This is a genomic window from Burkholderia paludis, from assembly GCF_000732615.1.
Taxonomy (GTDB): domain Bacteria; phylum Pseudomonadota; class Gammaproteobacteria; order Burkholderiales; family Burkholderiaceae; genus Burkholderia; species Burkholderia paludis.
Window position 1 is genome coordinate 120,589 of record NZ_JPGL01000008.1, and the last position, 14,667, is coordinate 135,255.

The 14,667-nt window shown below is 68.9% G+C and carries 3 protein-coding genes; all 3 read right to left on the bottom strand.

Annotation, left to right across the window (positions count from 1 at the left end):
• Positions 1-55: 55 nt before the first annotated feature.
• The 3 genes from GQ56_RS0105645 to GQ56_RS0105655 are packed head-to-tail and all read right to left on the bottom strand — an operon-like array spanning position 56 to position 14,657.
• Complete coding sequence (locus GQ56_RS0105645; protein WP_075122869.1) at positions 56-9,142, bottom strand: non-ribosomal peptide synthetase; 9,087 nt, start codon at positions 9,140-9,142, stop codon at positions 56-58.
• Positions 9,139-13,053, bottom strand: coding sequence for a non-ribosomal peptide synthetase (locus tag GQ56_RS0105650; protein ID WP_031397721.1), 3,915 nt, complete (start codon positions 13,051-13,053; stop codon positions 9,139-9,141). The genes GQ56_RS0105645 and GQ56_RS0105650 overlap by 4 nt, the downstream gene beginning before the upstream one ends.
• Entirely contained in the window at positions 13,041-14,657 is a 1,617-nt protein-coding gene (locus GQ56_RS0105655) for an MBL fold metallo-hydrolase (protein ID WP_031397722.1), read from the bottom strand. The genes GQ56_RS0105650 and GQ56_RS0105655 overlap by 13 nt, the downstream gene beginning before the upstream one ends.
• Positions 14,658-14,667: the final 10 nt, after the last annotated feature.

Here is a 14,667-nt window from a genome sequence, read left to right on the forward strand (position 1 = left end):
CTGAAACAACCCGAAGCCGGGCGCATGGCGCCCGCCGTTCGCACTCCGGCCGGCATCACGACTTCTCCTCGAGCACGTCATCGACCGTGACGTCGGGCGCCCGCTTCAGGCGCAGGCCGACCCGCACGCGCGGGCTGGCGGCGGGCGCATTGCCGGACAGCGGGATGCGATCGACCGGCATGGCCGGATCGCGGCAGAAGACGTCCTGGATCGCGAGCAGTCGATCGCGCATCGCGGCGATGGTCGCGGGGCGGAACAGGTTGGCGTTGTAGATCAACTGAATGCGGTGCCGGCCATCGCTTTCCACGACCTGGAACGACAGGTCGAACTTGGCCGTGGTGTCCGCCTGCGAGCGGTCCGTGATGCGCAGATCCGACTGCGGCGCGGGCATCGAAATGGCGTTCGCCTGAATGTCGAAGATCGGGAAGTGGCCGGCCGGGGTGCGAATCTTCAGGTCGTCCAGCAGGGCATCGAACGGATAGGACGCATGCGCCAGCGCGTCCGTGGAGGCTTTTGCCACCGCGTCGATCACCGCTTCGACGGTTGCGGACTTCTGCACCGGGACGCGGAGCACGAGGGTGTTGAGGAACACCCCGATCTGCGATTCGAGCTGCTCGCTGTCGCGCCCGGCCGACACGCTGCCGATGACGATGTCCTCGCGCCCCGTGTAGCGGTGCATCAGCACGCAGAACGACGCGAGGAGCACCGTGTAGAGCGACGTATGGTGCGCGCGGGCCAGTGCCGCGAGGCCCGTCGCCTGCGGCTCCGGCAGTTCGACTTCGAGCGTCTGTCCGGCATGACCGGGCCGCTCGGGACGCGGGAAGTCGGACGCCAGTTGCAGGCGGGGCAACGGCGCCGCGAGTTGCGCGAGCCAGTACGCGCGCTGCGCGGCGGCGTGCGGACCTTCGAGGCTCGCGTTGTGCCACGCGGCGTAGTCGCGATACTGGATCGACAGCGGCGGCAGGTCGTGTCCCGCATACAGGGCTTGCAGGTCGTCGGTCAGCACGCGGATCGACCACGCATCCGATATCACGTGGTGCATGTTCAACAGCAGCAGGTGCGCCGTCGGCGCGAGCCGGACCAGCTTGACGCGCAAGAGCGGCCCCGACGCGAGATCGAACGGCTGCCCGCTTTCCTCGCGAATCAGCGCATCGATGGCCTGCAGCGCAGCATCGTCCGCGAGATCCATGTGCTCGACCCGGAATCCGGATGCCTCGCGGGTGAGGATGCGTTGCCGCAGCTCGCCTTCGATCATCGCAAACACGGTGCGCAGGCTCTCATGGCGATCGACCAGCGCGTCGAACGCACGGACGAGGCGCGCCGTGTCGACGGCGCCGTCCAGCTGCAGCGCGCCTGCCATGTTGTACGTGGACGGATCCGCGCTGCGGCTCGCGAGCCAGATCCGCTTCTGGGCACGGGACACCGCGTAGGACGGTTGCACCGCAAGCGCCGGGATGGGCGCATCGACATCGAGGCGATCGGCGGGGCGGGATGCCAGCTTCCGCGCGAGTGCGCGCGGCGACGGCGCCTGGAAGATATCGGCGACTGCAACGTTCAGTTGCAGTTCACGCCGGATCCGGCTGACCATCTGGATCGCTTTCAGGCTTTGGCCGCCATGCTCGAAGAAGTCGTCGTCGACGCCGCTCGGCCGACGGCCGAGCACCTCGGCGAAGATGCGCAGCAGCGCGGCCTCGACGGGCGTCTGCGGGTCGGCCGGCGCGCCGTCGGGCACGGACGCGGCATCCGGGAGCGGCAGCGCGGCGCGGTTGATCTTGCCGTTCGGCATGACGGGCAACGCCGGCAACAGCATTACGGTGTCGGGCACCATATGCGCCGGCAGCGTGTCGCGCAGTGCGTCGCGCAGGCGTCGGGGCGTCCAGCCGGTGCCCGACGCGTAGCCGCACAGGGTCATGTCCGAGCCCGACGCCTGCCGGGCGACCACGACGGCGTTGGAGATGCCTGCGAGCCCCGTCAGCGCGGCTTCGATTTCCCCGAGCTCGATGCGATAGCCGCGGATCTTGACCTGGAAGTCGCGGCGGCCGAAGAAGTGGAGCGTGCCGTCGGCCCCGAAGCAGCCGATGTCGCCGGTGCGATACAGGCGCGCGCCCGGTTCCGGACTGAACGGATCGTCGCGGAACACCGCCCGGGTGCGTGCTTCGTCGAACAGGTAGCCGCGCCCGACGCCCGCTCCCCCGATGCAGATCTCGCCTTTGACGCCGGCCGGGCACGGATTCATGTCGGCGTCGACGACGTAGAGGCGCAGGTTCTCGATGGGGCGGCCGATCGGAATCGCCGGCAGATCCGGCGCGCGTTCCATGCTGAAATGCGCGACGGAATCCGACGCTTCGGTCGGCCCGTACGTGTTGACGAGCCGGACCGCCGGATTCAGGCGGAACCACGCGTGCGCGGAGGCCGGCTGCAGGGTTTCGCCGATCGTCAGCAGCGTGTCGAGGTGCGGGAAAGCCGGCGCCGGGTGCCGTTCCAGCTCACCGAGAAAGGTCGCCAGATAGGACGGCACGAATTGCATCGCCGTGATGCGGTCGCGGTGAAGCGCGTCGATCAGGCGCGCGGGCTCGAGAACGTCGGCATCGGGATAGATCACCGTCGTGCCGCCCGACACCAGTGCCGCGAAGCACTGCCACACCGAAATGTCGGAGCAGTGCGAAGCGGTCTGTGCAACCGCGCTCTGCGCGCCGAGCCCGACCCTGCGCGCCATCGCGAGCACGTGATTGAGCATGCCGCGATGCTCGACCATCGCGCCTTTCGGCTGGCCGGTCGACCCCGACGTGAAGATCACGTAGGCGAGGTCCGCGGGCCGGCAACGCGGCGCCGGCGCGCCGGCGCCACGATGCGCGGGCAGGCGCGCGGGATCGACCCGCGGGATCGCCGCGAGCGCCGGCGGCGGCATGCCGTCCGTCGCGACGATGATGGCCGGCCGGGCCAGCGTCAGGAGGGTCTCGACCCGCTGGGCCGGATAGGCCGGATCGACGGGAACGTACGCCGCGCCGCACTTCCAGATGGCCAGGATCGTTTCCAGCATCAGCGGCGAGCGCGGCATCCAGACGGCGATCCGGTCGTCCGGCTGGATCGGCGCGACGTGCAGCAGATGACCGGCGATCCGGTTGGCGCCTTCGACGAGGTCGCGATAGGTGCGGACCTCCGTGCCGCAGCGGACGGCAATGCGCTCGGGGTGCGCGGCGGCGACGGCTTCGATCAGTTCGGGCAGCGTCCGGTCGGACGGAACCGGCGCGAACGTATCGTTCCAGCCGAGCACGATGGCGTCCCGCTCCGCGGCGGTGAGGAGCGCAACGCCGCGGTTCGGGCGATCTTCGTCGCCGGCGAGGCCGACGAGCAGCGTTTCGACGTGACCCAACAGGCGGACGATCGTTTCGCGATCGAACCGGCCGTCGTCGTACAGCACCTGCAGCGACAGGCGCTTGCCCGGCGTCACGACCAGCGTCAGCGGGTAGTTGTTCGGATCGGCGACCTGGAATTCGCCGATCCGCAGGCCGGGCAGCCCGTCGGCCAGCGCTTCCTCGACCGGATAGTTCTGGAAGATGAGCAGGCTTTCGAAGAGCGGCACGCCGGGCGGCAGGCCCGCGAATTTCTGGATGTCGGCCAGCGGATAGTGCGCATATTCCTCCTGCCGGGCGAGCTCGATCTGCAACTGCGCGAGCCACGCGGACGTGGGGCGCGCGTCGATGCGAACCCGCACCGGCAGCGTGTTGATGAACAGCCCGACCATCTCGTCCGACGCCGGCAGCGAGGCCGGGCGACCGGAAACGATCGTGCCGAACACGACGTCGGCTTCGCCGCTGTAGCGGCCCAGCAGCTGGGCCCACGCACCCTGCACGAGCGTGTTGAGGGTGAGGCCACGGGTTTGCGCGAAGGCGACGAGCCGTTGCGTGTCGCTTTCGGAGAGCCGCAGCGGCACCTCGACATAGGCGCCCGGCGCGGCCGTGCCGTCGAGTTCCGGGCGTCCCAGCACGAGCGGCGTCGTCGCCGGGAAATCCGCCAGCTTCGTCTTCCAGAAGCGTTCCGCCGCGGCTGCGTCCTGGCGCGCCAGCCAGCGCACGTACTCGGCGAAGGCCGGCGGCGCGTCCTGCCGCGGCGCACCGTCGGCCGGCAGCGCCTGATAGGCGGCGGCCACTTCGCCCAGCAGACGGGCGGAGCTCCACCCGTCGAGCAGGATGTGGTGATGGCTCCAGTGGAAGCACCATGCGTGATCGCCCAGGCGGAACAGCGCGACGCGCATCAGCGGCGCCCGGGTGAAGTCGAAGCCGCGTGCCCGGTCCTGCGCGTCGTAGGTCTGCCGACGCCGTTCGGCCTCCGCGGCGTCCGCCGCACGCAGATCTTCCTCGTGCCACGGCAAGTCGATATGGCGATGCACGACCTGCACGGGGCTGTCGAGGTCTTCCCAGTGAAACGACGTTCGCAAGATGTCGTGCCGCTGCGCCACGGCATCCCACGCGCGGCGGAACCGTTCGACGTCTAGCGCGCCGTCGATACGGAAATTCAGGCTGCTGAAGTACGCATCCGACGCGGGTTCGTACAGCCCGTGGAACAACATGCCCTGCTGGGTCGGCGTCAGCGCGTAGACGTCGGCGATCCCGTCCGGCATGACCGAGGCCGGCGCCTGCGCCGGGCCGGTCGCGGGCCGGGTCGATGCGGACGGGACGGCAGGGGCGGCGACCAGGGATTCGAGCGCCGCGAGATACGCTTGCGCGACGCGCCGGATGGTGGCGGCGTCGTGGCAGGCCCGGCTGAATTCCCACGCAACGTGCAGGCGGTCGCCGCTCACGTAGGCGTTGATGTCGAGCAGGTGTTCGCGCCGCTGGTTCGGATGGCGGCCGTCCCCGCTCGGCTCCGTCGCCGGTTTCCAGTCGCGCGCGGCGGCGAACAGCTGGTCGGTCTGGCCCAGGTAGTTGAACAGCAGTTGCGGCCGCGGCGCCGGACCGTCGAGCCGGTCTTGCAGCAGGCCATGGCTGATGCCCGCGTTCGGCACGGCGCGCAGTTGCGTCTTGACCGACGCAACCAGGCGAGCCGGATCGTGCGGGCCCGGATCGACCGTCAGCGCGACCGGGAACACGGACGTAAACCAGCCCACCGTGCGCGAGATGTCGAGGTCGTCGAACAGTTCTTCGCGCCCGTGCGCCTCGAGATCCAGCAGGACGTCGGCGCATCCGCTCCAGTCGCTGACGGCACGCGCGAGCGCGGCAAGCAGCAGGTCGTTGATCTGCGCGTCGTAGGCCCGGGGCGCGGCGCCCAGCAAGGCCGTCGTCGCGGCTTCGCCCAGTTCGACCACGATCGTTTCGGCGGACGACACGGTATTGGCGTCGGCCGGCGCGGCGCGATCGAGCGGCAGGCCGGGCAGGTCGGCGCGCGCCAGGGCCCGCCAATGGACGAGATCGGCGTCGGCGGCGCCCGAGCCGGCCCAGCGCGAGATCGCCCGGGTCCAGGCGGTCCACGTCGCGCTGCCGCCCGCGAATTCGGGCGCCTTGCCGTTGCGCAGGCGGGTATAGGCGTCGTACAGGGTTTCGAGCAGCGCGCCCCACGACACGCCGTCGACGACCAGATGATGCGCAACCAGCAGCAGACGAAGCGAACGGCCTTCGTCGAGCCGGAACAGGTCCGCTCGCACGACGGGGCCGTCCGACAGGTTCAGGCTCGCATGCGACTGCGCGACGTGCTGCGCGAGCCGCTCGCGCGGAAGGTCGAACACGCCGACGGACACCTCCGGATCGTCGACGACCGCCTGGATCCAGCCGGACTCGCCCGCGCGAAAGCGCAGTCGCAGCGCATCGTGCCATTTGACCGTGTGCCGCAACGCCTGGCGCAGCAAGGCCGGATCGAAATCCGCCGGCACGTCGAGCAGGACCGCCTGGTTGTACTGGTCCGCATCGTTCCGATGCTGCGCGAAGAAACGCGTCTGGATCGGCGTCAGCGGCAGCGGGCCGGACGATGCGACGAACTCCGCCGCGCCGACCGTGCCGCGCGTCGCCACGGCGGCGAGCTCGGCAACCGTCGGATGCTGGAAGATCAGCCGGGTGGTGAGCTTCAGGCCCGCCCTGGCGGCCAGCGACACGATGCGCATGCTGAGAATCGAGTCGCCGCCCAGCGCGAACAGGTTGTCGTGGATGCCGGGCGCCGGAATGCCCAGCGCTTCTCCCCAGATGCGGCACAGCAGCGTCTCGGTGGGCGTGCGGGGCGGTGCCGGTGCGTGTGCCGCCGCCGACAGCCGCGACCGGTCGAGCGGCGGCAGCGCCTTGCGGTCGATCTTGCCGTTGCCGCTCAGCGGCAGCGCCTCGAGCACCACGTAGATGGCGGGCACCATGTAATCCGGCAACGTGGCGGACAACGCGGCGGCGATCGCGGCATCGCTCAGCGACGCGCCGTCGCGGAACGCGACATATGCGCATAGCGCGGCGCGGCCGGCGTCGTCGCGATAGTCGAGTGCGGCCGCCTGGCGGATTTCCGGAATGGCGGCCAGCGCGTTGTCGATCTCCCCGAGCTCGATGCGGTAGCCGCGGATCTTCAGCTGGTGGTCCTTGCGGCCGTGGAGCGCGATCGTTCCGTCGGGGAGATAGCAGCCGATGTCGCGGGTGCGGTACATGCGGACACCGCGCTGCGGAATGAACGGATCCTCGACGAAAGCCTCCCGCGTTGCGGCTTCGTTGTTCAGGTAGCCTCGGCCGACGGCGATGCCGGACACGCACAGTTCGCCGGGAATCCCGATCGGGCACAGGTTCATCTGCGGGTCGACGACGTAGAGGCGTACGTTGCGGATCGGCTTGCCCACCGGGACGTAAGGCGTGGCGGGCGCGCACGTCATGCGGTGCTGCGCGACGTCGTCGGAGGCTTCCGCCGGGCCGTAGGCGTTCACCAGCGCGATGTCCGGGAACACGTCGAACCACTGTTTCACCAGGGCCGGGCTGACCATCTCGCCGGTGACGAGCAGGTGCCGCAGGTGCCGCATCAGCGCCGGCCGTTCCGACGCGCGGTCGAGCACGGCGGACAGATAGGACGGCACCAGTTCGAGGATGCTGACCCGGGTGGCGTCCAGGGTCGCGATGAAGGCCGCCGGGTCGCGAATGCATTCGTCGTCGACGATCACGGTCTTGCCGCCGGCGAGCGGCGCCGTGAAAAATTGCCAGACCGAGATGTCGAAGCAATGCGGCGCGGTTTGCGCGATCACCGACGAAGCCGAAATCGAAAATTCGTCGATCTCGGCGAGCATGTGATTCAGCATGCCGGCGTGCTCGACCATCGCCCCTTTCGGCTTTCCGGTGGAACCGGACGTGTAGATCACGTAGGCGAGGCTGTCGGGCGACACGGGGCGGCCCGGGTTGGTGTCGTCGTCGATCCCGGTGGCGTCGTCGAGCGACACGACCGGCGCGAGCGAGGCCAGCTCGGCCGGCAACAGGCCGTCGCAGGTCAGCACGAGGGCGGCGCCGGAATCCTCGAGAATGGTGCGGATGCGCGCCGCCGGATAGTTGGGGTCGATCGGAATATAGGCGGCGCCGCACTTCCAGACGGCGAGGATCGCCTCCATCAGGCGGGCCGACCGGTGCATGCAGATCGCGACCAGCGCGTCCGGCCCCAGCTCGGCGGCGGCCAGCAGGCGGTGCGCGAGTCGGTTGGCGCGGGCGTTCAGTTCACCGATGCTCAGGACGCTGTCGCGGTACTCGACCGCCGCCCGCCCGGGGTGCGCGGCGGCGGCCTGTTCCAGACGATGCACCACGGTGAGCGCGGCGTCGAACGGCACGGCGGTGTCGTTGAAGGTGTCCAGCAGTAGCCGGCGTTCGGCCTCGGGCAGGATCGGCAGGCGTCCGAGCAGCCGGTTCGGATCGGCCGCGAAGGCATCGAGCGTCGCGGCCACGTGGCCCAGCATGCGCTGCATCGTGTCTTCATCGAAGCGCCGCGGATCGAACGACAGTTCCATCTTCCAGTCGTCGCGTGCCGTCACCACGAATTCGAGCGGGATGTCGGCGCGGTTGTAGAGTTGCACCTCGTCGACCGCCAGCCCGTGCGCGCCGTGCGTCAGCGACGCGTCCAGCGGGTAATTCATGAACGTGATGTTGCTCTCGAACAGCGGCGTCGTCAGCGGCACTTCGCTGCAGCGCTGAATGTCGGGCAACGGGGTGTGCTCGAACGGCGCGCGGGCGGCCACGCGCGCCTGGATCATCTTCAGCCACGGCACCAGCGGCTGCCTGGGGTCGACCCGCACCCGCACCGGCACCGTATTGATGAACAGGCCGAGCATGGATTCGATCCCCGGCAGGTTGGCGCCCCGTCCGGACACGACGGCGCCGAACACCACGTCGGTCTCCCCGCTGTAACGCGACAGCACGAGCGCCCAGGCCGCTTGCGCGAGGGTATTGAGGGTGACGTGATGGCGGGCCGCAAATTGCCGCAGGCGCGCGCTCAGGTCGGCCGACAGGTCGGCCTGCACTTGCGCGAGGCCTTCGCCGAAGCGCTCGCCCGCGTCCGCGCGCGCGGCCGTGGGCAGCGGGGTCGGCGAGTGAAAACCTTCGAGATAGCGCGCCCAGTATTGCTGCGCGGCTTGCGGCTCGCGCTGCTGCAGCCACTGGATATAGTCGCGATAGGGGCGCACCGCGGGGAGCGCCGGCGGCACGCCCTGCGTGAGCGCGCGATAGGCCTCGAAGATCTCCTCGATCACGAGCGACAGGCACCAGCCGTCGGCCAGGATGTGATGGTGGCTCCAGCTGAACAGGTACGCGTGCTCGGCGATGCGCACCAGGCGGCAGCGCACGAGCGGCGCACGATCGAGCGCGAAGCCTTCGGCCAGGTCGCTGTCGAGATGCGCGCGCCACCGCGCGCGCTGTTCGTGGTCCGGCAGATCGCGCCAGTCGTCCTGCACCCACGGCAGCGTGGCGTGCGCATGCACGACCTGCATGGGCTTGTCGAATTCCTCCCAATGGAACGACGTGCGCATCACCGGGTGCCGATCGATCAGCTGCTGCCAGGCGGCCTGGAACAGCGCGGGATCGAGGCTGCCGGTGATCCGGCAACCGAGCTGGTTGAAGCTGCTGCTCGCGCCGGGCGAGTGCACGGCATGAAAGAGCATCGCCTCCTGCATCGGGGAGAGCTCGTAGATATCGGCGATGGCGGGGGAGGTCACGATTTGATCCTTGATACGAGTGCGTCCAACGCTTCCTGACTGATGCGGGCGGCCGGAAAGTCCGACGGGCTCAGCCCGCGCGGGCCGTCACCGCTGGCCTCGACGATCGACAGCAGACGGCTGCGGTAGCACTGCGTGAGCTGCTCGATGACGCCGGGCGGGCAGGCCTCGCGGTTGTAACGCCAGGTCAGGCGCAGACGCCCGTCGAACACCATCCCGTCGATCTCGAACAGATGGCCGCGACGTGCGCGCGGGCTGTGCTCGGGACTCTGGAAGTCGAGCACCGGTTTCCAGCCCGTGTCGTCGGCCAGCACGCGATCGATCTGGCCGAGGTAGTTGAAGCGCACCGGCGCCGGCGGCCGCCGTTCCAGTGCCGCCGCGATGCCGGCGTCGTTGCCGAGGTAGCGGGCGACGCCGTAGCCGATCCCGCGCATCGGCACCGCGCGCAGCTGCTCCTTGACGTGGCGCAACGCATCCACCGCCACGGTGGCGTTGCCGGCATTCAGGTACACCGGGTAGTGCGTGGTGAACCAGCCGATCGTGCGCGACGTATCGACGCCGTCGAAGAGGTCCTCGCGACCGTGGCCTTCGAGCTCGACGGCCAGCGTGGCGTTGCCGGTCCAGTCGCCGAACGCGAGCAGCAGGGCCGTCAGCAGGACTTCGTTGATCTGGGTGTTGAACGTGCGCGGCACGTCCTGCAACAGCGCGAGCGTCTGCCCGGCGTCGAAATCGATGACCGTCGTGCCGGCTTCGCCGACGGTGCCGACCGGCATGTCGTCGAAGCACGCAGGCTCGTCGGCGCTGGCCTGGAGCCAGTAGTCCAGCCCGTCGGGCGCGCTCGCACCGAGTTCGGACAGGCGCGTCGACCAGTCGCGCCACGCCGTCGTCCTGGCCGGCAACCGTACCGCTTCGCCCGCTTCGCGCTGGCGACACGCGGCGTACAGGTCTTCGAACAGGATGCGCCACGACACGCCGTCGATCACCAGATGGTGCGCGACCACGAGCAGGCGCTGCGGCGCGTCGGGACCGAACTGGAACAGGTGCGCGCGCAGCAGCGGCGGCGCCGACAACGTGAAGCTTGCCTGCATGTCGCCGGCGGTCGCGAGCATGGCCGCCTGCCGTGCGGCGGGCGCCGCGTCCGCCAGCGACGTGACGCCGAGCGGAATCGCCAGCGGCGGCGCCGCATGCGATTGCCGCCATGCGCCGGCGACGCGCTCGAAACCCAGCCGCAGCGCGTCGTGATGGGTCGCGACCGCCGCCAGCGCGTGCTCGAGCACGTCCGGCCGCAGCGATGCGGGCACCTCGATCATGGTCGACTGGTTGTAGTGGTGCGGATCCGCCACGTCCTGCGCGAAGAACCACGACTGGATCGGTGTCAGCGGGGCGGGGCCGACCACGGGTTCCTGCGGAATCCGGAGCGACGGCGCCTCCACCGCAACCTGGGCAAGCGCGGCAATGGTCGGATGCGCGAAAAACTGGTCGGCGGTGAATTTGAGGCCGACCTGCTGGGCCAGCGACATCACCTGGATGAGCAGGATCGAGTCGCCGCCGAGTTCGAAGAAATTGTCGTGCACGCCGATCGGCTCGCGGCCCAGCACCTCGGACCAGATCTTGCCCAGGCGCGCTTCGACGTCATTGGCCGGTGCGACGTACGCGGCGGCGCTCGGCACGGGCGCCAGCTCCAGCGCGGCGAGCGCCTTGCGGTCGGGCTTGCCGTTCGGTGTCAGCGGCAGGCGTTCGAGCGTCACGATCGAGGCCGGCACCATGAACTCGGGCAGGCGTTCCTTCAGATGTTCCCGCAGGCCGGCGACGCTGGCCGTCGCCGTGGCGACGCAGGCCACCAGCTGCTTGTGCTGCGGCGTATCCTCGCGCACGTACACGATCGCGTCGGTCACGCCGGCGTGCTGCCGGAGCGCCGCTTCGATTTCGCCCATCTCGATGCGATAGCCGCGAATCTTCACTTGCGTGTCGCGGCGCCCGGTGACTTCCAGGTTGCCGTCCGGCAGCCAGACGCCGAGGTCGCCGGTGCGATAGAGGCGCTCGCCCGCTTCGAACGGGTGGTCGACGAACGCGGCGGCGCTCAGGTCGTCGCGGCCGACATAGCCGCGCGCCAGCGCGATGCCGGACACGCAGATCTCGCCGGTACACCCGTCGGGGGCCAGCTCCCCGTGCTCGTCGAGCAGGTACAGGTGCGTGTTGTGGATCGGGCGGCCGACCGGCAGACGGGCGCCGTAGGCGATCGCCGGGTCGACCACGTAGTCCGCGATGCACACGGTGGCCTCGGTCGGGCCGTACGAGTTGTGGCACACGCGGGTCCGGGCCAGTTCGCGCAGGTCCGCCACGCGCGCGTTGTCGCCCGCGCTGATGACCCGCTTCACGGCGCCGAGCGCGTTCCAGTCGAGCGATGCGAGATAGGCCGGCGTCGCGTTGACGGTGGTGACACCCTGCTGCGCGAGGTAGTCGACGAAACGCGGCACGTCCCGGATCACGGCGGTCTTCGCCAGCACCAGGCGCGCCCCCGCGAGCAGCGTGACGAAAATCTCCATGATCGAGCCGTCGAAGCCCGGGGAGTAGAACTGGACGAACCGGTCGTCGGCATCGAAGCCGAAGGCGTTCACATGGGACTGCGCCATGTTCACGAGCCCTGCATGTTCGAGCACGACCCCCTTGGGGACGCCCGTGGAGCCGGACGTGTAGATGATGTACGCCGCGTCGCCCGGCGCGACCTCGACCTGCGCCGACGCCGGTGCGGGTTCCAGCGTGTCGAGCTGAAAGTCGAGCGCGAACATCGGAATCGCCCAGAAATCGGCGAGCAACGGCAGGTATTCCGAGTTCGTCAGCAGCGCCTTGACCTTCGCGTCCTCGATCATGAAGCGCAGCCGCTCGCGCGGAAACTCCGGGTCGAGCGGCAGGTATGCCGCACCCGCCTTGAGCGCGCCGAGCATGCCGACGATCCAGCGCTCGGACCGGTCGGCGACCACCCCCACCACGTCGCCGCGCTCGATCGCGTATTCCGCGAGCAGGAAGCCCGCCAGCCGGGACGCGTGGTCGTCCAGCTGCGCATAGGTCAGCGATGCATCGGCGCTCACCACCGCGATGCTGTCCGGCGTGGCCGCGACCCGTTGCGCGAACTGCGCGAGGAACGTGCCATCCACCGCAACGGGCGCCGCATGCGCAAGCAGGCGCGCACGTTCCTCGTCATCGAGCAGCGAGACCGTGTCGAGCGGGGCGTCCAGCGCGCCGAAGCCGGCCACGACGTTGCGCAGGTGGCGCGCGAGATGCTGCAGATAATGCAGCGTGAAGACCGTCGGCCGGCCCGTCAGGACGATCTCGTAGCACCCCCGATGCCGGATCTCGATCGACAGGTCGTAGTCCCCCGCCGTCCACGCTTCGTGCAGGCCGTCGAAGCGCACGCCGACGTTGGTCGCGGGCCGTTCGCCGCGCAGTTTGTGCGCGAGGGCCGCGATCGGAAAATCCTGATACGAATAGCTGCGCTGCACGCTGTCGCGCACCTGGTTCAGGTACGCGCGAACCGTGGGGCCGGGCTGGGCGGCGTCGAGCAGCGGGACGGAATCGGCGGAACCGTTCGCGGCTTCGGCGATCAGGCGCGGCGTATCCACGAACAGGCTGGCCGCGCCGTCGTAGCGCCCGAGCACCCGGAACAGCGCCGCCAGCAGCACGACGAACGCGCCCAGCTCGTTGCCGGCGGCCAGCTTCGCCAGGGTTTGCGCCGCGTCGCCGTCGAGCGCGAAGGTCAACGCCGGCGCGGGGCCGACGGGCAACGCATACGCCTGCCATGCCTGCTGAAGACGGAAGTCTTCGTCGATGCGACCGAGCGCCTCGTTCCAGAACGCCAGGTGCTCCTGGTATTGCCCGCTGGTCGACAGCGCGTTGAGATTCAGTTCTGACAAAGCACGATCTCCCTCGTCGCGTACAGGATTTCGGAAGCGATACCCTTGGCCTTGCAGTGCGCGACAAACTGGGTGGACTGGATATGGCTGGGCGAGTTTTCGTCGAAGGTGTTGTCGAGGAGGTGGTTGAGCCACGGCTCCTGACCCATCGCATAGACATACGCCGCGTTGAACGGGAAGTCGTCCACCAGCGCGGCCGCCTCGCCGAACTGGCAGCCCCGCGCCCGGCGCGAGCGGTCGAGGTCGCGCGGCAGCGCCTTGGGAAACAGCGGGCCGTAGACCCATGACGGCGGCGCGCCCTCGGTTTCCATCCCGACGAACAACGTGTCCGGCTTGCCGGCGAGGCGGAACACATGCTCGTAGAGGCGCGGATCCAGGTTGCACGAATCGGCGATGCACAGCACCGACCGCGTGCCGAAGCGGATCATGAAGCTCTGCTTGCTCTGGATCGCCAGGTCGTTGTGTTCGCCCAGGAACGGAATGGCGGTGATGACGCCGTTGGGCACCTTGATTTCGTCCGCATCCCGGACTTCCAGCACATCGTCGAACCCGAGCTTGCGCAGCGCCAGTGCCATTGACGGATCTTGCGGAAACCCGTCGAAATTCCTGCCGACCACCACGGTCTTGACCTTGTGGCGAAGCTGCAGCAGCGTTTCGAGGACGATGTGATCGTGATGGCTGTGCGTGATCAGCACGTAGTCGATCTGGTCGGGCAAGTCCGCGAACGTATAGCGCGGCAGCGCGGTGTCGTAGCCGTAGCTGATGATCGGATCGATCAGGATGCTCACGCCGCGGCTCTGCACCAGCAGGCACGCGTGGCCGTAATAGCGGATGCGGATGTCGTCGCCGTCGAACGAACGATCCGGCTTCGGCGCGGGCGCCTCCTCGACGAAGAACGTGCGGAACAGCGGCTCGTCCTTTTCCTCCACGCGCATCAGGTCGACGATTTTCGCGTAGCTGCCGGGCGTGTCGCGCATCCGGAGCAGCGCATCGAGCGCGCGATCGTCGAAGGCCATCTTGCAAAACAGCGTGCGCTCGTCGCCGAGCCGGGGCGTGCTGAGAATGAACGGCCGGGGCGTGTTCTCTTCGATCGCCGACAGCGCGATGCTCTGGGCATCGCGCGCATAGAACGGGCTCGCATACAGCAAGCTCTCGAAGATCCGGAAGGACGGGTTGTGATTCAGGTCGTAGTAGATCTCGACATAGCCTTTCAGCACTTCCGGGATCTCGGGATAGATCGGGTCCGACGCCATCCCCTTCGCCTGTTCCAGCAGCAACGTGGAGAACGTCTTGTATGCCTTCGCCAGCTCCAGTTGGCGGGTCGCGCGACCGGCGGTCTGCTCGATCAGCGCGCGGATTTCATCGACGCGCTTGCCGCCGAGATCGAGAAACGGGCCACCGCGCATCGCGGGATCCTTGCAGGCTGCCGCATGCATCATCGGCGACGCGGCATAGGACTGCATCAGCGGCAGGAACCGCTCGGCCACGTTGAGCGCGGCGGTCAACGGCGGCAGCGTGTGAAACCACGCGTACCAACCGTTGATCAGCGGTTCGAACTGAATGTTTTGCCGCAGGTAGACGTGTGTGCTGGACGAGATGGTCAACGAAGGCTCC